The 19,549-nt window shown below is 41.9% G+C and carries 27 protein-coding genes; all 27 read left to right on the top strand.

The window, feature by feature from the left end:
* Positions 1–108 precede the first annotated feature (108 nt).
* The 27 genes from C9914_RS01165 to C9914_RS01035 all read left to right on the top strand — a co-directional run bounded on the left by C9914_RS01165 (position 109) and on the right by C9914_RS01035 (position 19,549).
* The gene (locus C9914_RS01165) at positions 109–4,473 is read left to right on the top strand and encodes a PolC-type DNA polymerase III (protein ID WP_106762844.1); all 4,365 of its coding nucleotides are present in this window, start codon (positions 109–111) and stop codon (positions 4,471–4,473) included.
* A gap of 353 nt (positions 4,474–4,826) precedes the next feature.
* Positions 4,827–5,585 (top strand): tRNA threonylcarbamoyladenosine dehydratase, encoded by a 759-nt coding sequence (locus C9914_RS01160; protein ID WP_106762842.1) that lies wholly within the window; start codon positions 4,827–4,829, stop codon positions 5,583–5,585.
* A gap of 38 nt (positions 5,586–5,623) precedes the next feature.
* The gene (locus C9914_RS01155; protein WP_106763252.1) at positions 5,624–5,992 is read left to right on the top strand and encodes an MmcQ/YjbR family DNA-binding protein; all 369 of its coding nucleotides are present in this window, start codon (positions 5,624–5,626) and stop codon (positions 5,990–5,992) included.
* A 160-nt stretch (positions 5,993–6,152) separates the two neighbouring features.
* Positions 6,153–7,592, top strand: coding sequence for a proline--tRNA ligase (gene proS, locus C9914_RS01150; RefSeq protein WP_106762841.1), 1,440 nt, complete (start codon positions 6,153–6,155; stop codon positions 7,590–7,592).
* Between the two features lie 784 nt (positions 7,593–8,376).
* Entirely contained in the window at positions 8,377–8,688 is a 312-nt protein-coding gene (gene rpsJ / locus C9914_RS01145) for a 30S ribosomal protein S10 (protein WP_022264988.1), read from the top strand.
* Positions 8,689–8,773: 85 nt separating this feature from the next.
* A complete protein-coding gene (gene rplC, locus C9914_RS01140; RefSeq protein ID WP_022264987.1) occupies positions 8,774–9,469 on the top strand; it encodes a 50S ribosomal protein L3 in 696 nt (231 codons plus the stop codon).
* A gap of 17 nt (positions 9,470–9,486) precedes the next feature.
* A complete protein-coding gene (gene rplD / locus C9914_RS01135) occupies positions 9,487–10,110 on the top strand; it encodes a 50S ribosomal protein L4 (protein WP_022264986.1) in 624 nt (207 codons plus the stop codon).
* Positions 10,107–10,397, top strand: coding sequence for a 50S ribosomal protein L23 (gene rplW, locus C9914_RS01130; protein ID WP_022264985.1), 291 nt, complete (start codon positions 10,107–10,109; stop codon positions 10,395–10,397). The genes rplD and rplW overlap by 4 nt, the downstream gene beginning before the upstream one ends.
* A gap of 76 nt (positions 10,398–10,473) precedes the next feature.
* Positions 10,474–11,307 (top strand): 50S ribosomal protein L2, encoded by an 834-nt coding sequence (rplB, locus tag C9914_RS01125; protein ID WP_022264984.1) that lies wholly within the window; start codon positions 10,474–10,476, stop codon positions 11,305–11,307.
* Between the two features lie 25 nt (positions 11,308–11,332).
* The gene (rpsS, locus tag C9914_RS01120) at positions 11,333–11,605 is read left to right on the top strand and encodes a 30S ribosomal protein S19 (RefSeq protein WP_022264983.1); all 273 of its coding nucleotides are present in this window, start codon (positions 11,333–11,335) and stop codon (positions 11,603–11,605) included.
* Between the two features lie 20 nt (positions 11,606–11,625).
* A complete protein-coding gene (gene rplV, locus C9914_RS01115) occupies positions 11,626–11,961 on the top strand; it encodes a 50S ribosomal protein L22 (protein WP_022264982.1) in 336 nt (111 codons plus the stop codon).
* Between the two features lie 18 nt (positions 11,962–11,979).
* Positions 11,980–12,645 carry a 30S ribosomal protein S3 gene (gene rpsC / locus C9914_RS01110; protein WP_022264981.1) on the top strand — a complete coding sequence of 222 codons (666 nt, stop codon included), beginning with the start codon at positions 11,980–11,982 and terminating at the stop codon, positions 12,643–12,645.
* A complete protein-coding gene (rplP, locus tag C9914_RS01105; RefSeq protein ID WP_022264980.1) occupies positions 12,645–13,067 on the top strand; it encodes a 50S ribosomal protein L16 in 423 nt (140 codons plus the stop codon). Before rpsC ends, rplP begins: the two co-directional genes overlap by 1 nt.
* 2 nt (positions 13,068–13,069) lie before the next feature.
* Positions 13,070–13,276 (top strand): 50S ribosomal protein L29, encoded by a 207-nt coding sequence (rpmC, locus tag C9914_RS01100; RefSeq protein ID WP_022264979.1) that lies wholly within the window; start codon positions 13,070–13,072, stop codon positions 13,274–13,276.
* A 20-nt stretch (positions 13,277–13,296) separates the two neighbouring features.
* Positions 13,297–13,551: a 30S ribosomal protein S17 gene (gene rpsQ / locus C9914_RS01095; RefSeq protein ID WP_022264978.1), complete on the top strand. Its 255-nt coding sequence runs from the start codon at positions 13,297–13,299 to the stop codon at positions 13,549–13,551.
* 30 nt (positions 13,552–13,581) lie between these two features.
* On the top strand, positions 13,582–13,950 hold the full coding sequence (gene rplN, locus C9914_RS01090) for a 50S ribosomal protein L14 (protein WP_022264977.1): 369 nt from the start codon (positions 13,582–13,584) through the stop codon (positions 13,948–13,950).
* Between the two features lie 13 nt (positions 13,951–13,963).
* Entirely contained in the window at positions 13,964–14,293 is a 330-nt protein-coding gene (rplX, locus tag C9914_RS01085) for a 50S ribosomal protein L24 (protein ID WP_022264976.1), read from the top strand.
* Positions 14,294–14,305: 12 nt separating this feature from the next.
* Positions 14,306–14,845: a 50S ribosomal protein L5 gene (gene rplE, locus C9914_RS01080; protein ID WP_022264975.1), complete on the top strand. Its 540-nt coding sequence runs from the start codon at positions 14,306–14,308 to the stop codon at positions 14,843–14,845.
* Positions 14,846–14,857: 12 nt separating this feature from the next.
* The gene (locus C9914_RS01075; protein WP_106762839.1) at positions 14,858–15,043 is read left to right on the top strand and encodes a type Z 30S ribosomal protein S14; all 186 of its coding nucleotides are present in this window, start codon (positions 14,858–14,860) and stop codon (positions 15,041–15,043) included.
* A gap of 26 nt (positions 15,044–15,069) precedes the next feature.
* Positions 15,070–15,468, top strand: a complete 399-nt coding sequence (gene rpsH / locus C9914_RS01070) for a 30S ribosomal protein S8 (RefSeq protein WP_022264974.1) — start codon at positions 15,070–15,072, stop codon at positions 15,466–15,468.
* 17 nt (positions 15,469–15,485) lie between these two features.
* Positions 15,486–16,034 carry a 50S ribosomal protein L6 gene (gene rplF / locus C9914_RS01065; protein WP_022264973.1) on the top strand — a complete coding sequence of 183 codons (549 nt, stop codon included), beginning with the start codon at positions 15,486–15,488 and terminating at the stop codon, positions 16,032–16,034.
* 18 nt (positions 16,035–16,052) lie between these two features.
* The gene (gene rplR, locus C9914_RS01060) at positions 16,053–16,412 is read left to right on the top strand and encodes a 50S ribosomal protein L18 (RefSeq protein ID WP_022264972.1); all 360 of its coding nucleotides are present in this window, start codon (positions 16,053–16,055) and stop codon (positions 16,410–16,412) included.
* 15 nt (positions 16,413–16,427) lie between these two features.
* A complete protein-coding gene (gene rpsE / locus C9914_RS01055) occupies positions 16,428–16,925 on the top strand; it encodes a 30S ribosomal protein S5 (protein WP_022264971.1) in 498 nt (165 codons plus the stop codon).
* A 14-nt stretch (positions 16,926–16,939) separates the two neighbouring features.
* Complete coding sequence (gene rpmD, locus C9914_RS01050; protein ID WP_022264970.1) at positions 16,940–17,116, top strand: 50S ribosomal protein L30; 177 nt, start codon at positions 16,940–16,942, stop codon at positions 17,114–17,116.
* A 19-nt stretch (positions 17,117–17,135) separates the two neighbouring features.
* Entirely contained in the window at positions 17,136–17,576 is a 441-nt protein-coding gene (gene rplO, locus C9914_RS01045; protein WP_106762838.1) for a 50S ribosomal protein L15, read from the top strand.
* Positions 17,577–18,893 (top strand): preprotein translocase subunit SecY, encoded by a 1,317-nt coding sequence (gene secY, locus C9914_RS01040; RefSeq protein ID WP_106762836.1) that lies wholly within the window; start codon positions 17,577–17,579, stop codon positions 18,891–18,893.
* 23 nt (positions 18,894–18,916) lie between these two features.
* Complete coding sequence (locus tag C9914_RS01035) at positions 18,917–19,549, top strand: adenylate kinase (protein ID WP_106762835.1); 633 nt, start codon at positions 18,917–18,919, stop codon at positions 19,547–19,549.

Raw genomic sequence — 19,549 nt, 5'->3', positions numbered from 1 at the left:
AGCAAATCAAGCTCAAATTGCGGGATTTATTTACTAAGTTATTAATAAAAATTTTTTGGTTTGTATAAATAATAGAACTTTAACCTTTCCGTTTGGAGGAAAATAGCTTTGAGTAAATTTATAGATGTATTTTCACAGTACATAGGAGATTTAAAGCTGTCTAAAACCTTGCTCAATGCTGAGGTGGACGGCATAAAAATCGACACTAAAAAAAGAACAATGGATATGAATCTCTTTCTTTCACAGCTTGTGAAAAGAAATGAGATTTTTTCGACTGAAAAACAAATAGAGCAATCGACTCTTGCTTTGGCTAAGTGTATTATTCACCCACATTTTGATTCATCGCTTTTTGGCGATGCCTGTTATTTTGGCCTTGTGGAGGAAATCCGTCGCAGACTTGCAAGCATAAACGGTACACTGAATGGTTCTACTGTTAGTATTTCTGATGACAAAATGACAATAAACCTTACACATGGTGGTGCGGATATTCTTCTTGAAAAGAAAGTTGACAAGGAATTTCAAAAACTTATTAATGAGGAATTTGGTGTTAATGTAAAGGTTAAATTTGATGGCATAACACATATAGATGCAGATAGCGAGATTTATATTGAGCATCAAAGGATTGCGGAGGAAACTGCTAAGCGTGAGGCTGTAATCAATGAAATGGAAATCTATGAGGGAGTTATGCACGAGGCTAAAAAGCGTTCTGAGCATAAGCCTGCTGTGAACACAGAAATTGAAATTCGTGAGGGAGAATCTTTATATCCGTTGTTTATTTTGGATAACCCTAAGCCTATATATGGCACTAATGTAAAAGGAAATCCGATTAAGATTGCTGAACTTGCTCCTGATTCGGGCAAGGTTATTATAAAAGGCGATATTTTCTCAATAGATGAAAGAGATACAAGAGATAAAAAGAAGAAAATTATTTCTATAAATCTTACTGATTATACAGGTTCTACAACGATTAAGGTTATCGACCTTAATGCAAAATGTGCCCCCATTTTAGAGCTGAAAAAGGGAAGTTCTATTCTTGTTAAAGGTGATGCACAATACGATAAATATGACAGAGAGCTTGTTGTTATGGCAACAAATATTTCTGGGATAAGCAAAGCTAAGGTTGTAGATAAAGCAGAAAAGAAGCGTGTTGAACTTCATCTGCATACAAATATGTCTGCTATGGACGGTGTTTCAGATGTCGGAGATATTGTTCAGAAAGCTTATAGCTTTGGTATGCCTGCGGTTGCAATTACAGACCATGGCGTTGTACAGGCTTTCCCTGGTGCTATGAATGCCGCTGATGCTGTAAAAAGCAAAGGTGGTCATATTAAGATTTTGTATGGCGTTGAGGCATACTTTATAGATGATGTTTCGAGCAGAGTTGTTAATGGTGAAAGTCAGGAATTGCTTTCGGGAGAATTTATAGTATTTGACCTCGAAACAACAGGCTTGGGAGCAGCAAAGGAAAAGATAACAGAAATTGGTGCAGTCAGAATAGTTGATGGTGAGATTAAAGACCAATTTTCTATGTTTGTAAATCCTGAAAAGCCTATTCCACCTAAGATTACAGAGTTGACGGGAATTGACGATTCTATGGTTGCAGACGCTCCACTTGAGGACGAGGCTCTTCATAAATTTATGGAGTTTTGCGGAGATAACTGTGTTCTTGTTGCACATAACGCACCTTTTGATACATCATTCGTGAGAGCGGTTATGAATCGTCATCATATAGTGTGGAATTTTACAAGTATAGATACACTTATGATGTCACGCTCAATGTTTCCACAGATTAAAAAGCATAAGTTGAATTTTATTGCTGAATATTTGAAGCTTGGAGATTTTAACCATCATAGAGCTTGTGATGATGCCTTTATGCTTGCAAAGATATTTCAGGTTATGCTTACAAAGCTTTCTGAGGATTATGGTGCAAAGAATATTTCGCAGCTTAACAGCTTGCTTTCTAATAGCGATTATAAGAGCTTAAAATATTTTCACCAGATTGTTCTTGCGAAAAACACCGCAGGACTTAAAAATCTTTATAGACTTATTTCAAAGGGACATCTTAATTATTTCTATAAGAAACCACTTTTGCCTAAGTCTGAACTTATAAAATATCGTGAGGGTTTGATTGTCGGAAGTGCCTGCGAGGCCGGAGAACTTTTCAGAGCGATAGTTGAAAAACGGCCTTGGGAGGATTTGAAAAAAATAGCCTCATTCTATGATTATCTTGAGATTCAACCACTTGGAAACAATATGTTTATGCTGAATAATGGTACGGTAAGCAGTATTGAAGAATTGCAGGATTTGAACAGAACAGTCGTAAGGCTTGGCGAGGAATTGTCTATTCCTGTTGTTGCTACCTGTGATGTGCATTTCCTTGAACCGCACCACAGCGAATACAGAAAAATTCTTATGGCTGGTCAAGGCTTTAAAGACGCCGGTAATCAAGCACCACTCTATCTAAGAACTACCGCTGAAATGCTTAAGGAATTTGAATATCTCGGCAAAGAAAAAGCATATGAAATCGTTGTAGAAAATACAAACCTTATTGCTGATATGTGCGATGAGATTCGTGCTGTTCCGAAAGGAAACTTCCCACCATTTATTCCAGGTGCGGAGGAGGATTTGACAAGAATTACTTGGGAACGAGCAAGAAATACATATGGCAACCCACTTCCTGAAATTGTTGAAAAGCGTATAGAAAAAGAACTTAATTCTATCATAAAAAACGGATTCTCGGTTTTATATATGACCGCTCAAAAGCTGGTTGCAAATTCTGAGGAACATGGATACTTAGTTGGTTCTCGTGGTTCTGTTGGTTCGTCATTTGTTGCGACTATGTCGGGTATTTCAGAAGTTAATCCGCTTGCTCCACACTATGTTTGTCCTAAGTGTAAAAATAGTGAATTTTTTGAGCATGGCGAGGTTGGTTCGGGCTTTGACCTGCCACCTAAAAACTGCCCTAAGTGTGGTACACTTTATAAACAGGACGGACACGATATTCCATTTGAAACATTCCTTGGATTTAAGGGAGATAAAACACCTGATATAGACCTTAATTTCTCTGGCGAATATCAGAATAAATCGCACAGATATACGGAAGAACTTTTCGGCAAGGAAAATGTCTTTAAAGCGGGTACTATTGCGACTGTTGCGGAAAAAACTGCTCTCGGCTTTGTTAAAAAATATGCAGAAGAAAACGGTGTTATTATGCACAGAGCGGAAGAAATGCGTCTTGCAATCGGTTGTACAGGTGTAAGACGAACTACTGGTCAGCACCCAGGAGGTATGGTTGTTGTTCCAAGAAGAAATGATGTATACCAGTTCTGTCCGATTCAGCACCCTGCTAATGACCAAAGCTCCGATAGTATTACAACACACTTCGACTTCCATTCTATTCATGATACTATTTGTAAGCTTGATGAGCTTGGACACGATGTTCCGACGATTTATCGCTACCTTGAAGACTATACAGGCATAAGTGTTATGGATATTTCTATGAGTGACCCTGATGTTATGTCGCTTTTTACATCTCCAAAGGCTCTTGGTCTTGAGCCAGAAGATATAGATTCACTCACAGGAACATTTTCTTTGCCAGAAGTTGGTACGCACTTCGTTCGCCAAATGCTTATAGAAACTCAGCCAAAAACATTTTCCGACCTTTTGCAGGTTTCGGGACTTTCACATGGTACAGATGTTTGGATAGGAAATGCCGCAGAACTTATTAAACAAGGTGTTTGCGATATTTCACAGGTTATTGGTACTCGTGATAATATTATGGTTTATCTTATGCACAAGGGTCTTGAGCCTGATATGGCATTCAAGATTATGGAAATTGTCCGTAAGGGTAAAAGTACAAAGCTTCTTACTCAGGAACATATCAATGCTATGAAAGAGCATAATGTTCCACAGTGGTATATTGATTCTTGTATGAAGATTAAGTATATGTTCCCAAAGGCTCACGCCGCAGCATATATGATTGCGACACTAAGACTTGGTTGGTACAAGGTTCACAGACCTAAGGAATACTACGCCGCATACTTTACAGTACGAAGTGAAGACCTTGATGGATTGCTCGTTTCAAAGGGCAGAGATGCTGTAAGAAAAAGAATGCAGGATATTAAGATGAAAGGCAAGGAAGCTTCTGCAAAAGAAAATTCAGAATTTGCAACGCTTCAGATTGTTAATGAGATGCAGGCAAGAGGCATAAAGGCATTGCCTGTTGATATATATAAGTCTGATGCAAGAAAATTCCTTGTTGAGGGAGAGAATATTCGTTTGCCGTTCTCGTCCTTACCTGGGGTCGGAGATGCTGCTGCACAAGGACTTATGGACGCAAGAGTGGACGGAGAATTTATGTCAATAGAGGATTTCCGTGACCGCTCAAAAGCATCTAAAACTGCCATAGAACTTTTACAGTCAACAGGAGCTTTCGGAGATTTGCCAGAAAGTAGTCAGATGACATTGTTTTAGGTTCAACAAAACTTCCTAAAGACAGATAAAAGTTTTGGTCAAGGCAGAGTGCCTCTGCTGTTAAGTTGAGGAATCAATTTTGAAAGCAAAACTCCTAAGTTGATAATGGAAGTTTATTGATACAATTGAAGAAACTGCCGAGCGGGCGAACACAGTTCGCCCCTACGGTTAGCTGACCGAATTTTCTAAGGACAGATAAAAGTTTCGTTCGAGCCTTTTTAAAGGCTCGCAGGGTTGAGGGACTCCGTCCCTCATGTGTGTTAAGGTCAAAGCCCTTAACATCTCTTGCACTCTAAGTGCTAACTTCGTTCGCACTTTTTGATTAATACTAATTATGAAAAGAGAATGATAATATGCTTGGTAGATTTTCAAGAACGGAATTACTTTTGGGTGATGAGGCTATGAAGAAACTCGAAAATTCTCGAGTAGCAGTTTTTGGTGTTGGAGGCGTCGGTGGATATACCGTAGAAGCTCTTGCAAGAAGCGGTGTAGGCACTATTGATATTATTGATGATGATAAAGTTTGTCTTACTAATATAAACAGACAGATTATTGCCTTGACAAGTACAATAGGTAAATATAAGGTTGATGTTGCTGAAGAACGCATTAAGGATATAAACCCTAAGATTACTGTGAATAAATATAAAATGTTCTTTACACCTGAAACAAGTGGAGAATTTGATTTTTCACAGTATGATTATGTTGTAGATGCTATTGATACTGTTACAGGAAAAATAGAGCTTGTTATGAAAGCTAATGAAGCAAAAATACCTATAATCTGTTCTATGGGTGCGGGAAATAAATTAGACCCAACGGCTTTTGAGGTTGCAGATATTTATAAGACTTCTGTTTGTCCACTTGCAAGAGTTATGAGAACAGAACTTCGTAAAAGAGGTGTTAAAAAGCTAAAGGTTGTCTATTCAAAGGAAAAACCAATAACACCAATCGAGGATATGTCTATTAGTTGTCGTGCTCATTGTGTATGCCCTCCGGGAGCGGCAAGAAAATGTACTGAAAGAAGACAGATTCCAGGAAGTACAGCTTTTGTTCCATCAGTTGTTGGTTTGATTATTGCGGGAGAGGTTATTAAGGATTTAAGTATGAAAAATTGAATACAGTTTTAGACGGAGAAAATTTTGGTGAAAGTATTATGTCAACAGAAGATATTATTAAATATTGTTTAAGTAAGCGCAAAGCCTATGAAGATTATCCGTTTGGAAATATCCCGATATGCTATAAGTTAAACGGTAAGATTTTTGCACAGCTTTATCCGAATGAAAACGACTATAAAATTACACTTAAATGTACTTCTGATGTGGGTCAGTTTTTTCGGTCGTTATATCCCGATAAGGTGGTAAGAGGGTATCATTGTCCACCTATACAACAGCCTTACTGGAATACAGTCTACTTGAGCGATTTTCCTGACGATGAACTGTTAAATATGATTGACCTTGCGTACAACACTGTATTAAACAGTTTCAGCAAGAAGATTAAGAGGCAAATTATAGGGGATACATAAGCTATGAAAAATATAATTAGATTGAATGAAGAAATGCCGGTTGACAAAATTTAGTTTTGCTCAATAAACAGTTGAAAATTTCAGAATTTGATTATATAATAATAAGGTATGGCATTATGATTTGCTTTTGAAAAATAAATTACCGAGGGGATTTTTAATAATGGCTAATCAAAAGAAAATGGTTGAGGCAATAACCTCAAGAGATGAAGACTTTGCAAAATGGTATACTGATATAGTTAAAAAGGCTGAGCTTGTTGACTATTCAGGAGTTAAGGGCTGTATGGTTATCAGACCTTACGGCTATGCTATCTGGGAAAATATGCAAAAGGATATGGACGAACGCTTTAAGAAAACAGGTCACGAAAATGTATATATGCCTATGTTTATTCCAGAGAGCCTTCTACAAAAGGAAAAAGACCATGTTGAGGGCTTTGCTCCTGAAGTTGCGTGGGTAACTCAAGGCGGAAACGAAAAGCTTACAGAGCGTCTTTGTGTTCGTCCTACATCAGAAACTCTTTTCTGCGAGCATTACGCAAAGATTATCAATTCATATCGTGACTTGCCAAAGCTTTATAATCAGTGGTGTTCGGTTGTTCGTTGGGAAAAGACAACAAGACCTTTCCTGAGAACATCAGAGTTCCTTTGGCAGGAAGGCCACACAATGCACGAAACTGAAAAAGAGGCTCGTGAAGAAACTCTCCGTATGCTCAAGGTTTATGAGGATTTCTATAAGGAAACCCTTGCTATTCCTGCTGTTGTTGGCAGAAAGACTGAAAAAGAAAAATTTGCGGGTGCAGAGGAAACATATACAATCGAGCCTATGATGCACAATGGTGTTGCATTGCAGGGCGGTACATCACACTATTTCGGTGATGGCTTTGCTAAGAGCTTTGATATTAAGTTTACAGGCAGAGATAATACATTACAGTATCCACACCAGACTTCATGGGGTACATCAACAAGAATGATTGGTGCAATCATTATGGTTCATGGTGACGATGACGGACTTGTACTTCCGCCAAAGATTTCTCCGATTCAGGTTGTTATCGTTCCTATTGCACAGCATAAGGAGGGTGTTCTCGATAAGGCTCGTGAGCTTTATAACAGAATTGCTGATACTTACAGAACAAAGCTTGATGACAGTGATAACTCACCGGGCTGGAAGTTCTCACAGTATGAAATGAAGGGTGTACCTGTTCGTGTAGAGCTTGGCCCTAAGGATATTGAAAAGGGACAATGCGTTATCGTAAGGCGTGATAACAGAGAAAAGATTGTTGTTGCTCTTGAAAATCTCGAAGAAACAATAGCAAAGACATTGCAAGATATTCATGACGCAATGTATGACAGAGCTTTGCAAAATCTTAAGGAAAAAACTTTTGTTGCAACAACACACGAGGAATTTCTTGATATTGCAAAGAATAAGCCTGGATTTATCAAGGCTATGTGGTGTGGCGAAACAGCTTGCGAAGAAAAGCTCAAGGAAGAAACAGGTGGCGTAAAGTCAAGATGTATTCCTTTTGTTGAGGAGCATTTGGCTGATACCTGCGTATGCTGTGGCAAGCCAGCAAAGCATATGGTATATTGGGGTAAACAATACTAATAAATAATATAAGACACTGTTCAGAAGTGATTTCTGAGCAGTGTCTTTTTATATAAAATAACGTGATGTCGATAGAAATTAAAAGTTTTGCTCAATCTTTTTCAAAAGCTTGCAGTTTCCAAAGGCGGAGCCTTTGGTCGCTCTCCGCAGAGAGCGAAATACCTTTGGGCGCGAAGCCCAACACTTGTTTTCTAATAGGCGGATTTTATCCGCCTATTTAATGCTTTTGTTATTGACCAATTATATAGAAGCGAAATATATTCGCTAATTCGTTACTGTTTCTTTAAAATAAATATAAAATAATCGAAAATATTTAAGAAAAATAATTGACAAATTGCAGAGTTTGTGATATAATAAATATGTTGTGAGGGCATTGAGTCTTTGCAAAAATGCAGAACGGTTCAGATATCATTAGTAAATTTGCATAAAAAATATATGCGAATTTCTACGAAAATCACAAGAAAAAAGCTTGCAAAATGCAGGTCGGTATGGTATTATAATTGAGCGTGACTGCGACAGATATGCGATGAAGCGGGAGGTTGCGACCATAGGGTCGGTTTTTCCGTGGAGTATGTCCGATTTTTAAACCGGGCGAAAGAATAAAGAAGGAAGTTAAGAGATACTGAGGGTTGCTGTGTCTCAGAACTACTACGACCTTTTTCTGACTATTTACCCGGATTTCGGATTACCGAATCCGGTTTTTTAAAGGTAGTTCACGAAACACCCGGCAGGGTGTTAAGTTAGAAAGAGAACGCCCGCCAACTACAATAAGGAGGCGATTACAGTGGCAGTCAAGGAAAAAATCAGGATAAGAATCAAGGGTTATGACCACCAGTTGGTTGACCAGTCTGCTGAGAAGATTGTTGCAACAGCAAAGCGTACAGGTGCGAGAGTATCAGGTCCTGTACCACTTCCAACAGAGCGTCAGATCATCACAATTCTCCGTGCTGTTCATAAGTACAAGGACAGCCGTGAGCAGTTCGAGATGAGAACTCATAAGAGACTTATCGATATTCTCAGACCTTCAAACAAAACTGTTGAAGCGTTAATGGGATTAGAGCTCCCCGCCGGTGTAGAAATCGAAATTAAGCTTTAATTTTGATTTAGACCAACAGGCAGGTTGAGGTCAAGTTGGTAAGGTATTCCGAATCCAACCAATAACCTATCAAGGAGGAAACAAAATGCAAAAGGCAATCATCGGTAAGAAAATCGGTATGACACAGATTTTCGATGAGAAGGGTAATGTCATCCCTGTAACTGTTGTTGAAGCAGGACCTTGCGTCGTTGCTCAGATTAAGACAGTTGAAAATGACGGATATGAAGCTATTCAGCTTGGTTTCGGCGATGTTAAGCTCAAGATTCAGAACGGCACTGGCAAGGGCAAGAGAGTCCGCAGTGATAAGTTCAAGGATCAGCCTGTAAACATCACAATGCCACTTCTTGGTCACTTCAAGAAGGCAGATGTAGCTCCTAAGAGAACTCTTCGTGAGTTCAGAGTTGCTGACATTTCCGCTTACAGCGTAGGCGACATTGTCAAGGCAGACGCTTTTGCTGAGGGTGACAAGATTGATGTTACCGGTAAGAGCAAAGGTAAGGGCTACGCAGGCGTTATCAAGCGTTGGAACTTCCAGAGATTGAAGGAAACACACGGTTCGGGCCCAGTTGCTCGTCACGGTGGTTCAATGGGTGCTTGCTCAACTCCTTCAAGAGTTTGGAAGGGCAAGAAGATGGCAGGTCATCTCGGTGCTGAAAGAGTCACCGTTCAAAACCTACAGGTTGTTAAGATAGACGCTGAAAACAACCTTATCGCCATCAAGGGCGCTGTTCCGGGTCCTAACGGTGGTACCGTTACAATTCGTGACAGTGTTAAGGCGTAAGGGAAGGAGGAATTATAGTGCCTAATTTAGCAGTTGTAGATATGACCGGCAAAGAGGTAGGTACAGTTGAGCTTTCAGAAGCAATCTTCGGTATTGAGCCTAATGAGCCGGCAATGCACAGAATGGTAGTTAACTACCTTGCAAATAACCGTCAGGGCACACAGTCCGCTCTAACTCGTTCAGAGGTTTCCGGCGGCGGAAGAAAGCCTTGGAAGCAAAAGGGTACAGGCCACGCAAGACAGGGTTCGACTCGTGCTCCACAGTGGACACACGGCGGTATTGTTTTCGCACCAAAGCCAAGAAGCTACAGATTCTCGGTTAATAAGAAGGTAAGAAGACTTGCTCTTAAGTCTGCTCTCTCATCTAAGGTACTCGATAAGGAACTTATCGTAGTAGACAGCATCAATGCAGATGAGTACAAGACAAAGACAATCGTTTCTTTCCTCTCAGCAGTTGGTGCAGATAAGAAAGCACTCATAGTCATCCCCGAAGTAAACGACAAGGTTATCAAGTCTGCGAGAAATATCCCTGGAGTTAAGACAGCTCAGGTTAACACAATCAACGTTTATGATATTCTCAATGCTGATAAGCTCATCATTGCCAAGGATGCATTAACAAAGATTGAGGAGGTGTACGCATGATTGCTCGTGACATCATTATAAAGCCTGTTATTACAGAAAAGAGTATGGCAGGTGCAGTTGATAAGAAGTACACCTTTAAGGTTGCTAAAACAGCTGGTAAGATTGAGATAGCTAAGGCTGTCGAGGAAATCTTCGGCGTAAGTGTTAAGAAGGTTAACACAATCAATGTAAGAGGCCAGTATCGCCGTCAGGGCAGAACAGGCGGATATACACCGTCTTGGAAAAAGGCTATCGTTACTCTTACAGAAGATAGCAAGACAATCGAGTTTTTTGAAGGCATGATGTAAGCCTGAAATTAACACAGGCAGAATGAATGGAGAACGCCATTTCTCCGCAAAGCCATCATGAGGAGTGTGAATACGAATGGCAATAAAGAATTATAAGCCGACTACACCTTCTAGAAGAAATATGTCGGTCACTGATTATTCAGGTCTTTCAAAGGTTGCTCCTGAAAAGAGCCTTCTCGCACCAAAGCAGAAGACTTCAGGTAGAAACAGCTACGGAAGAATTACGGTTCGCCACAGAGGCGGCGGTAACCGTCAAAAATATCGTATCATCGACTTTAAGCGTCAGAAGTTTGATGTAGAGGGTACAGTTCTTACTCTTGAGTATGACCCAAACCGCTCTGCTCACATCGCTCTTGTTCAGTATGCTGACGGCGAGAAGAGCTACATCATCGCTCCTAACGGACTTAAGGTTGGCGACAAGATTACAGCAGGTCCTAGTGCGGATATTAAGCCGGGTAATGCACTTCCGCTTATCAATATCCCAACAGGTACTTTCATTCATAATGTTGAGCTTTATCCTGGTAAGGGTGCTCAGCTCGCAAGAAGTGCTGGTAACATGGCTCAGCTTATGGCTAAGGAAGGCAATCTCGCACTTTTGAGACTTCCTTCAGGCGAGCTTAGAAATGTTCCTAACACCTGTATGGCTACTATCGGTCAGGTCGGCAATATCGACCACGAGAATGTTAAAATCGGTAAGGCTGGTCGTAAGCGTAACATGGGTTGGAGACCAAAGGTCAGAGGTTCTGTTATGAACCCTAACGATCACCCACACGGTGGTGGTGAAGGTAAGAGCCCTGTAGGTCGTCCAAGTCCTGTAACACCTTGGGGTAAACCAACAGCCGGTTATAAGACAAGATCTAAGCATAAGAACTCTGACAAGATGATTGTCAGACGCAGAAACGGTAAGTAAGGCATACAGAAAGGAGCTTTGAACTATGGGAAGAAGCATTAAAAAGGGTCCTTATGTACAGCCTGTGCTGCTTAAAAGGATTCAGCAGATGAACGAAGCAGGCGAGAAGAAGATTCTCAAAACCTGGAGCAGATCTTCTACAATTTTCCCTGACTTCGTAGGACACACATTTGCGGTTCACGATGGCCGCAAGCACGTTCCGGTTTATGTAACAGAAGACATGGTCGGCCACAAGCTCGGTGAGTTTGCTCCGACAAGAACCTTCAAGGGCCATGCCGGTTCTAAGACAACGAAATAAGCCGAAAGGAGTGTATGAAAATGGAAGCAAGGGCAGAGCTTAAATACGCCCGTATTTCACCACGCAAGGTTAAGATTGTTTTGGATTTAATCCGTAATAAGCCTTGTGAATATGCGATGGCTGTCCTCAAGCATACCCCCAAGGCTGCTTGTGAAGACTTAGAAAAGCTTCTAAAATCAGCAATGGCAAATGCTGAGAACAACCATAATATGGATGTTTCTAAATTATATGTAGCTGAGTGTTTCGTATCTCAAGGTCCGATTCTCAAGCGTATTCGTCCGAGAGCACAGGGTCGTGCGTACAGAATTGATAAGAAGACATCGCACGTAACACTCGTACTCAAAGAGAAAGAATAAGTGATGAGGAGGTAAATTATGGGCCAGAAAGTTAATCCACACGGCCTTCGTGTGGGCGTAATTAAAAATTGGGACTCTCGCTGGTATGTCAACGATAAGGATTTCGGTGATACACTCGTTGAGGACTATAACCTCCGCAAGCTTCTTAAGAAGCAGCTTTATGCGGCAGGCGTCCCAAAGATTGAGATTGAGCGTGACGCTTCCAAGGTAAGAATTCACATTCACTGTGCTAAGCCTGGTATGGTTATCGGTAAGGGCGGCAGTGAGATTGAGAAGCTTCGCATTCAGTGCGAGAAGTTCCTCGGCAAGCCAGTTGCAATCAATATCGTAGAGGTTAAGAACCCTGATTTGAACGCACAGCTCGTAGCAGAGAACATTGCACAACAGCTCGAAAAGAGAATTTCTTTCCGCCGTGCTATGAAGCAGTCTATCGGACACGCTATGAGATTCGGCGCTAAGGGTATAAAGATTCAGTGCTCAGGCCGTCTTGGCGGTGCTGAAATCGCAAGATCAGAACAGTATCACGAGGGAACAATTCCCCTTCAGACACTTAGAGCAGATATCGACTATGGCTTTGCTGAGGCAAACACAACATACGGTATCGTAGGTGTTAAGGTTTGGCTTTATAAGGGCGAGGTTCTCAACGAAACACGCAGGCCCCGCAAGGAAGGAGGCAGTAAATAATGCTGTTACCAAAGCGCGTAAAGTACCGCAGAGTTCACAGAGGTCGTATGACCGGTAAGGCTACACGCGGTAACAAGGTTGTTTACGGTGATTACGGTCTTCAGGCACTTGAGCCTGTATGGATCACCTCAAACCAGATTGAAGCAGCCCGTGTTGCTATGACACGTTACTGCAAGAGATTCGGTAAAGTTTGGATTAAGATTTTCCCAGATAAGCCGGTTACAAAGAAGCCTTTAGAGACTCGTATGGGTAAAGGTAAAGGTGCACCGGAATTTTGGGTAGCAGTTGTTAAGCCAGGCAGAGTTATGTTTGAGCTTGGCGGCGTACCAGAAGAGACCGCAAGAGAGGCTTTGCGTTTGGCGGCTATGAAGTTGCCGGTTAAGTGCAAGTTTGTCACTAAGGAAGAAACGGAGGTTGAGTAATTATGAAAGCTTCAGAACTCAGAGAACTTAATAACACAGAGCTCGAAGAAAAACTCAAGAGCCTTAAAGAGGAACTTTTCAACCTGCGTTTTCAGCTTGCTATAAACCAGCTCGAAAACCCGATGCGTATTTCTGCTGTTAAGAAGGACATCGCTCGCGTACAGACAATTATGCGTCAGAACGAACTCCAAGACAGCACTAATGCATAAGGGAAGGGAGGAAACGCAAAGTGGAAAGAAATCTTAGAAAAACAGATGTAGGCAGGGTTGTAAGCACTAAGATGGATAAGACTGTTGTCGTTGCTATCGAAAACAGTGTTAAGCACCCGCTTTATAATAAGATTATTAAGCGTACAGTTAGACTTAAGGTACACGACGAAAAGAACGAGTGCTCAGTAGGCGACCGTGTGCGTATAATGGAAACACGTCCTATCTCTAAGGATAAGAGATGGCGTCTTGTAGAAATCATAGAGAAAGCGAAGTAATTTTTCGTTTATTAAAAGGAGGAACGCACTGTGATACAGCAGCAGACCTACCTCAAAGTTGCCGACAATACTGGCGCGAAAGAGCTTATGTGCATTCGCGTTCTCGGTGGTACCGGCAGGAGGTACGCTAATATAGGCGACGTAGTCGTAGCTTCAGTTAAAAAAGCAGCACCCGGCGGCGTTGTTAAAAAAGGCGATGTAGTTAAGGCAGTTATAGTACGCTCGGCAAGAGGCGTACGTCGTGATGACGGCACATACATCAGATTTGATGAGAATGCAGCAGTTATCATCAGAGACGATAAGAACCCGAGAGGTACTCGTATATTTGGCCCGGTAGCAAGAGAGCTCAGAGATAAGGATTATATGAAAATCTTGAGCCTTGCTCCGGAGGTCCTTTAAGGAGGTGCCGGAAATGGCTGATAAGAAAAATAAGGTTCATGTTAAGACAGGCGATACTGTTGTCGTACTCTCCGGCACACAGCGTGGCAAGAAGGGCAAAGTTCTTCAAGTAAGCCCAAAAGAGGGCAAGGTTATTATCGAGAAGGTAAACCTTGTTTCTAAGCACGTTAAGCCCCGCAAGATGGGCGAAGCAGGCGGTATTGTTAAGGCAGAGGGCGCTATGTATGCTTCTAAGGTACAGGTTGTTTGCCCACACTGCAACAAGCCTACTCGTGTAGGTCATCAGATTCTTACTGATGGCAGCAAGCAGCGTATTTGCAAAAAATGCGGCGAAGCACTCTAAGGAGGATAACAAATGGCTAGAATGAAAGATGTATATATCTCCGAGATTGCTCCTGCTCTTATGAAGAAGTTCGGCTATAAGAGCGTTATGCAGATTCCTAAGCTCGACAAGATTGTTATCAATGTCGGCGCAGGTGAAGCAAGAGAGAACTCGAAGGCAATAGATGCCATTTCTTCCGATTTGGCAGCTATTACAGGTCAAAAGCCTATGGTTTGCAAGGCTAAGAAGAGCGTTGCAAACTTCAAACTTCGTGAGGGTATGCCTATCGGTGTTAAGGTAACACTTCGTGGCAACAGAATGTATGAATTCCTCGACAGATTTTTCAATGTAGCTCTTCCAAGAGTTCGTGACTTCAGAGGAATCAATGCTAACTCTTTTGATGGCCGTGGTAACTATAACATGGGCCTCAAGGAACAGCTCATCTTCCCAGAAATCGAGTTTGATAAGGTTGATAAGGTAAGAGGCATGGATATCTGCTTCGTTACTACAGCACAGACAGACGAAGAGGCTCGTGAGCTTTTAAAGCTTCTCGGCGCTCCGTTTGAGAAATAAGGAGGGATAATTGTGGCCAAGACATCAATGAAAGTAAAGCAGCAAAGAGATCAGAAGTTCTCTACTAGAGAATACAACAGATGCAAGATTTGCGGCAGGCCTCATGCATACCTCCGCAAGTTCGGCATATGCCGTATATGCTTCCGTGAGCTTGCCTACAAGGGCGAGATTCCGGGCGTAAAGAAAGCAAGCTGGTAATAAGGCTTTAAGAAGGAGGTTTCCGTATGCAAATTACAGATTCAATCGCAGATTTGCTTACAAGAATTCGTAACGCAAATACTCAGAAGCATGAATCCGTCGAAATCCCTGCTTCCAATCTTAAGAAGGCTATCGTCCAGATTCTCCTCGACGAAGGCTATATCAAGAGCTTCACAGTAACTGAAGACGGCAAACAGGGTGTTATTAAGGTTGTTCTCAAGTATACAGAGGACAAGGCTCCGGTTATCACAGGACTCCGCAGAGTTTCTAAGCCGGGCTTGCGTATATATAGTGATGTAGAGAATCTTCCTAAGGTTATGAAGGGCCTTGGAATCGCAATCATCTCAACTTCTAAAGGTGTTATGACAGACCGTCAGGCACGCAATGAAAATGTTGGCGGCGAAGTTCTCGCATACATTTGGTAAAAGAGGGGGTGCAGTAAATGTCTCGAATTGGAAGAAAACCCATAAATATTCCCGCCGGTGTCGATGCTAAGTTCGAAAACGGTGTTATGACAGTTAAGGGACCTAAGGGTACACTTACTCAGAAGGTTCACAAAAATATGATTATAAAGATTGAGAACGGTGTTATCACTGTTGAGCGTCCTAATGACGACAAAGAGAACCGTTCACTGCACGGTTTAACTCGTTCACTTATCGCTAATATGATTGAAGGCGTTACAAACGGCTTTAAGAAGCAGCTCGAAGTAAACGGCGTTGGTTACCGTGTTCAGAAGAAGGGCAAAGATCTTGTTATGAACCTCGGATTTTCACATCAGGTTATCGTTTCTGATACAGACGATATTACTATTGAAGCTCCGACTCCTAACTTGATTATCATCAGCGGTGCTGATAAGCAAAAGGTTGGTCAGTTTGCTGCTGAAGTAAGAGAGAAGCGTCCACCTGAGCCATATAAGGGCAAGGGTATTAAGTACGCCGATGAAGTTATCCGCCGCAAGGAAGGCAAGGCCGGTAAGGGCGGCAAGAAGTAATTAAGGAGTGAATAAACTATGGTGAAAAAGCCTGATACAAACAAGGCAAGACTTAACCGCCACAAGAGAGTGCGTGGTAAAGTAAGCGGTACAGCGGCTCGTCCTCGCCTTAATGTTTTCCGCTCCACTAACAACATCTACGCTCAGCTTATCGACGATGTAAAGGGTGTTACACTCGCTTCTGCATCATCACTTGATAAGGATATAGATGGTTATGGCGGAAACAAAGACGCAGCTCGCAAGGTTGGCGCTCTTATAGCAAAGCGTGCAGCAGAAAAGAACATCACAGAGGTCGTTTTTGACCGCGGTGGATATATCTTCCACGGACGCGTCAAGGAATTGGCCGAAGGCGCTCGTGAGGGCGGTCTTAAATTCTGATAAGGAGGAATAACTTTGGCTATCATTGACGCATCTAAGCTTGATTTGAAAGAGCACGTTGTTACAATCAACCGTGTTTCTAAGACTGTTAAGGGCGGTCGTATTTATAAGTTCGCTGCTCTTGTAGTTGTAGGCGACGGCAACGGTACTGTCGGTTTCGGTATCGGAAAAGCTGGAGAGGTTCCAGACGCTATCCGTAAGGGTATCGAGGACGCTAAGAAAAACCTCTTTAAGGTTGCACTTAAGGGCAACACAATTCCACATGAAATCGTTGGTATTTTTGGTGCAGGTAAGGTTATTATGAAGCCTGCTGCTCCTGGTACTGGTGTTATCGCTGGTGGTCCTGTTCGTGCTGTTGTTGAAGCAGTCGGTATCAGAGATATCAGAACAAAGGCTCTTCGTTCTTCTAACCCTTGCAATGTAGTTAGAGCTACACTCGCAGGTCTTCAGAGCCTCAGAACAGCAGAAGAAGTTGCTGCTATCCGCGGCAAGTCTGTTAAAGAAATTCTTTAAGGGAGGAAGCAAACATGGCAGAAATTAAGATTACTCTTAAAAAAAGTCTTATCGGAGTTCTAAAAGACCAAATTGCAACCGCCCATTCACTCGGTCTTAAAAAGCCTGGTGACACAACAGTTCAGCCAGACAACGCCGCAACAAAGGGTAAGGTGGCTAAGATAATCCACCTCATCGAGGTTGAAGGTTAAAGAAGGAGGTGCGAGTAAGATGAAATTGCACGAATTAACAGCAGTTGAGGGTTCAACTAAGGAACGCAAGAGAATCGGCAGAGGCCATGGTTCAGGTCAAGGCAAAACAGCTGGTAAGGGTCATAAGGGTCAAAAGGCTCGTTCAGGCGGAAGCATTCGCCCTGGCTTTGAAGGTGGTCAAATGCCTCTTCAAAGAAGAGTTCCTAAGAGAGGCTTTAACAATATCTTCGCAAAGAAGATAGTTGCAATCAATGTTTCCGACCTTAATAAGTTTGAGGACGGAGCAGAGGTTGATGCACAGGCTCTCGTTAACGCAGGTATCGTTAAGAAAGAATACGATGGCATAAAGATTCTTGGAAATGGTGAAATTTCTAAGAAGCTCACTGTTAAGGTTGCTGCATATTCTGAGTCTGCAAAGCAGAAAATTGAAGCCGCCGGAGGAAAGGCCGAGGTGGTTTAATTGTTTAAAACAATCAGAAACGCCTGGGGTATTCCTGATCTTCGCAAAAAAATTCTTTTTACACTTTTTATAATCGTAATATTCAGAATTGGTTCAGTTATTCCTGTTCCATTTCTTGATATTACTGCGTTGAACTCACTTATGGGCAATCTCTCAGAAAATGGTGGTATGCTCGCTTATCTTGACACAATGTCAGGTGGTGCGTTCTCTAACGCAACATTGTTCGCTATGTCAGTTACACCATATATTAACTCGTCAATTATCATCCAGCTTCTGACTGTTGCAATTCCTGCTCTCGAGCGTCTTTCTAAGGAAGGCGAAGAAGGCAGAAAGAAAATAGGTAAGATTACAAGATATGTTACAGTTCTCCTTGGTCTTATACAAGGCGGTGCTTACTACTGGTGGCTTTCAGCTTCTAAGATAGTAACATATACTGATGGTTTCTATGGCGTTTTTGCTGCGGCAACTATCATTCTTACATTTACTGCAGGCACAGCTCTTATGATGTGGCTTGGTGAACAAATTAACCAAAAGGGTATCGGCAACGGTATTTCGATTATCCTTTTCGCAGGTATCGTCGCAAGAATCCCTTATATGTTTACAGGACTTTATAATTTCTTTATGCTCGGAGTAAATGGTCAAACACAGTATTTGATTCTTGTTCCACTTTATGTTATTATATCTCTTGTAATCGTATGGCTTATCGTTTTTATGAACGAAGCAGAACGCCGTATTCCAATCCAATACGCAAAGCGTGTTGTTGGTCGTAAAATGTACGGTGGTCAGAGCAGCCACCTTCCAATTAAGGTTGGTCTCTCTGGTGTTATGCCAATAATCTTCGCAAGCTCGATTCTTTCTATTCCAAGCACGATAGAGTTCTTTATCGGCGAAAAGAATATTACAGGTTTCTGGAGAAGCTTCTTTGATGCTTTCTCTATGGGCGGTTGGCTTTATATCGCTCTTGAGTTCCTGCTCATTCTCGGGTTTGCATATTTCTATGTTGCAATTCAGTATAATCCGGTGGAAATGGCCAATAATCTCCGTCAGAATAATGGCACAATTCCAGGTATCAGACCTGGTAAGCCAACTGTAGATTTTATTGCCAAGGTATTGTCAAAGATTACTTTGATTGGTGCATTATTCCTTGCAATTATCGCTCTTGTTCCGCTTCTCTATTCAAAGCTTACAGGCTTGAATACAAGCAGCCTTATGATGGGTGGTACATCAGTTATCATTCTCGTTGGTGTTGCTCTTGAAACATTGAAGCAGCTTGAGTCACAGATGATGATGCGTCATTATAAGGGCTTCCTTGACTGATGAATCCTGAAAGGAGTACATTTATGAAAATCATACTTCTCGGAGCACCAGGTGCAGGTAAGGGCACACAGGCCGAGGTTATCTGCAATCGCTACAATATTCCCGCAATTTCTACGGGTAACATTATCCGTGAGGCGTTGAAAACCGGCACAGAGATGGGTCTTAAGGCTAAGAGCTATATGGAATCTGGAGCTCTTGTTCCTGATGAGGTTGTTATCGGCATCATTAAGGAAAGAATCGTCAAGGACGATTGCAAGGACGGTTTCATTCTCGATGGCTTCCCAAGAACCATTCCTCAGGCTGAGGCTCTGGATAAGATGGGAATTGTTATCGATAAGGTAGTTGATATTGAAGTACCTGACGAAAAGATAATAAATAGAATGTCCGGACGCCGTGTCTGCGAAAAGTGTGGTGCAAGCTATCATCTTGAGTATAAAAAGCCTAAGGTTGAGGGCATTTGCGACGCTTGCTCAGGCACCCTTATTCAACGCAAGGATGACCATCCTGACACAGTTAAGTCACGCCTTGATGTTTATCATAGTGAAACAGAACCTCTTAAGGATTACTATGAGAAGCAAGGTAAGCTCACAGTTGTTGAGGGTCAGGAAGAAATCGAGGATACAACTCGACTTCTTATAGAAGCTCTTGAGGCTTAA

The sequence above is a fragment of the Pseudoruminococcus massiliensis genome (genome assembly GCF_900291955.1).
Lineage (GTDB): Bacteria > Bacillota > Clostridia > Oscillospirales > Acutalibacteraceae > Pseudoruminococcus > Pseudoruminococcus massiliensis.
This window is presented reverse-complemented; position numbering and strand designations above follow the sequence as displayed.

What these genes read in the sequence shown, in the direction of transcription:
- C9914_RS01160 (WP_106762842.1), top strand. Translation starts at nt 4,827, where the DNA reads ATGCTTGGTAGATTTTCAAGAACGGAATTACTTTTGGGTGATGAGGCT.
- C9914_RS01155 (WP_106763252.1), top strand. Translation starts at nt 5,624, where the DNA reads ATGTCAACAGAAGATATTATTAAATATTGTTTAAGTAAGCGCAAAGCC.
- proS (WP_106762841.1), top strand. Translation starts at nt 6,153, where the DNA reads ATGGCTAATCAAAAGAAAATGGTTGAGGCAATAACCTCAAGAGATGAA.
- rplC (WP_022264987.1), top strand. Translation starts at nt 8,774, where the DNA reads ATGCAAAAGGCAATCATCGGTAAGAAAATCGGTATGACACAGATTTTC.
- rplW (WP_022264985.1), top strand. Translation starts at nt 10,107, where the DNA reads ATGATTGCTCGTGACATCATTATAAAGCCTGTTATTACAGAAAAGAGT.
- rplB (WP_022264984.1), top strand. Translation starts at nt 10,474, where the DNA reads ATGGCAATAAAGAATTATAAGCCGACTACACCTTCTAGAAGAAATATG.
- rpsS (WP_022264983.1), top strand. Translation starts at nt 11,333, where the DNA reads ATGGGAAGAAGCATTAAAAAGGGTCCTTATGTACAGCCTGTGCTGCTT.
- rplV (WP_022264982.1), top strand. Translation starts at nt 11,626, where the DNA reads ATGGAAGCAAGGGCAGAGCTTAAATACGCCCGTATTTCACCACGCAAG.
- rpsC (WP_022264981.1), top strand. Translation starts at nt 11,980, where the DNA reads ATGGGCCAGAAAGTTAATCCACACGGCCTTCGTGTGGGCGTAATTAAA.
- rplP (WP_022264980.1), top strand. Translation starts at nt 12,645, where the DNA reads ATGCTGTTACCAAAGCGCGTAAAGTACCGCAGAGTTCACAGAGGTCGT.
- rpmC (WP_022264979.1), top strand. Translation starts at nt 13,070, where the DNA reads ATGAAAGCTTCAGAACTCAGAGAACTTAATAACACAGAGCTCGAAGAA.
- rplX (WP_022264976.1), top strand. Translation starts at nt 13,964, where the DNA reads ATGGCTGATAAGAAAAATAAGGTTCATGTTAAGACAGGCGATACTGTT.
- rplE (WP_022264975.1), top strand. Translation starts at nt 14,306, where the DNA reads ATGGCTAGAATGAAAGATGTATATATCTCCGAGATTGCTCCTGCTCTT.
- rpsH (WP_022264974.1), top strand. Translation starts at nt 15,070, where the DNA reads ATGCAAATTACAGATTCAATCGCAGATTTGCTTACAAGAATTCGTAAC.
- rplF (WP_022264973.1), top strand. Translation starts at nt 15,486, where the DNA reads ATGTCTCGAATTGGAAGAAAACCCATAAATATTCCCGCCGGTGTCGAT.
- rplR (WP_022264972.1), top strand. Translation starts at nt 16,053, where the DNA reads ATGGTGAAAAAGCCTGATACAAACAAGGCAAGACTTAACCGCCACAAG.
- rpmD (WP_022264970.1), top strand. Translation starts at nt 16,940, where the DNA reads ATGGCAGAAATTAAGATTACTCTTAAAAAAAGTCTTATCGGAGTTCTA.
- rplO (WP_106762838.1), top strand. Translation starts at nt 17,136, where the DNA reads ATGAAATTGCACGAATTAACAGCAGTTGAGGGTTCAACTAAGGAACGC.
- C9914_RS01035 (WP_106762835.1), top strand. Translation starts at nt 18,917, where the DNA reads ATGAAAATCATACTTCTCGGAGCACCAGGTGCAGGTAAGGGCACACAG.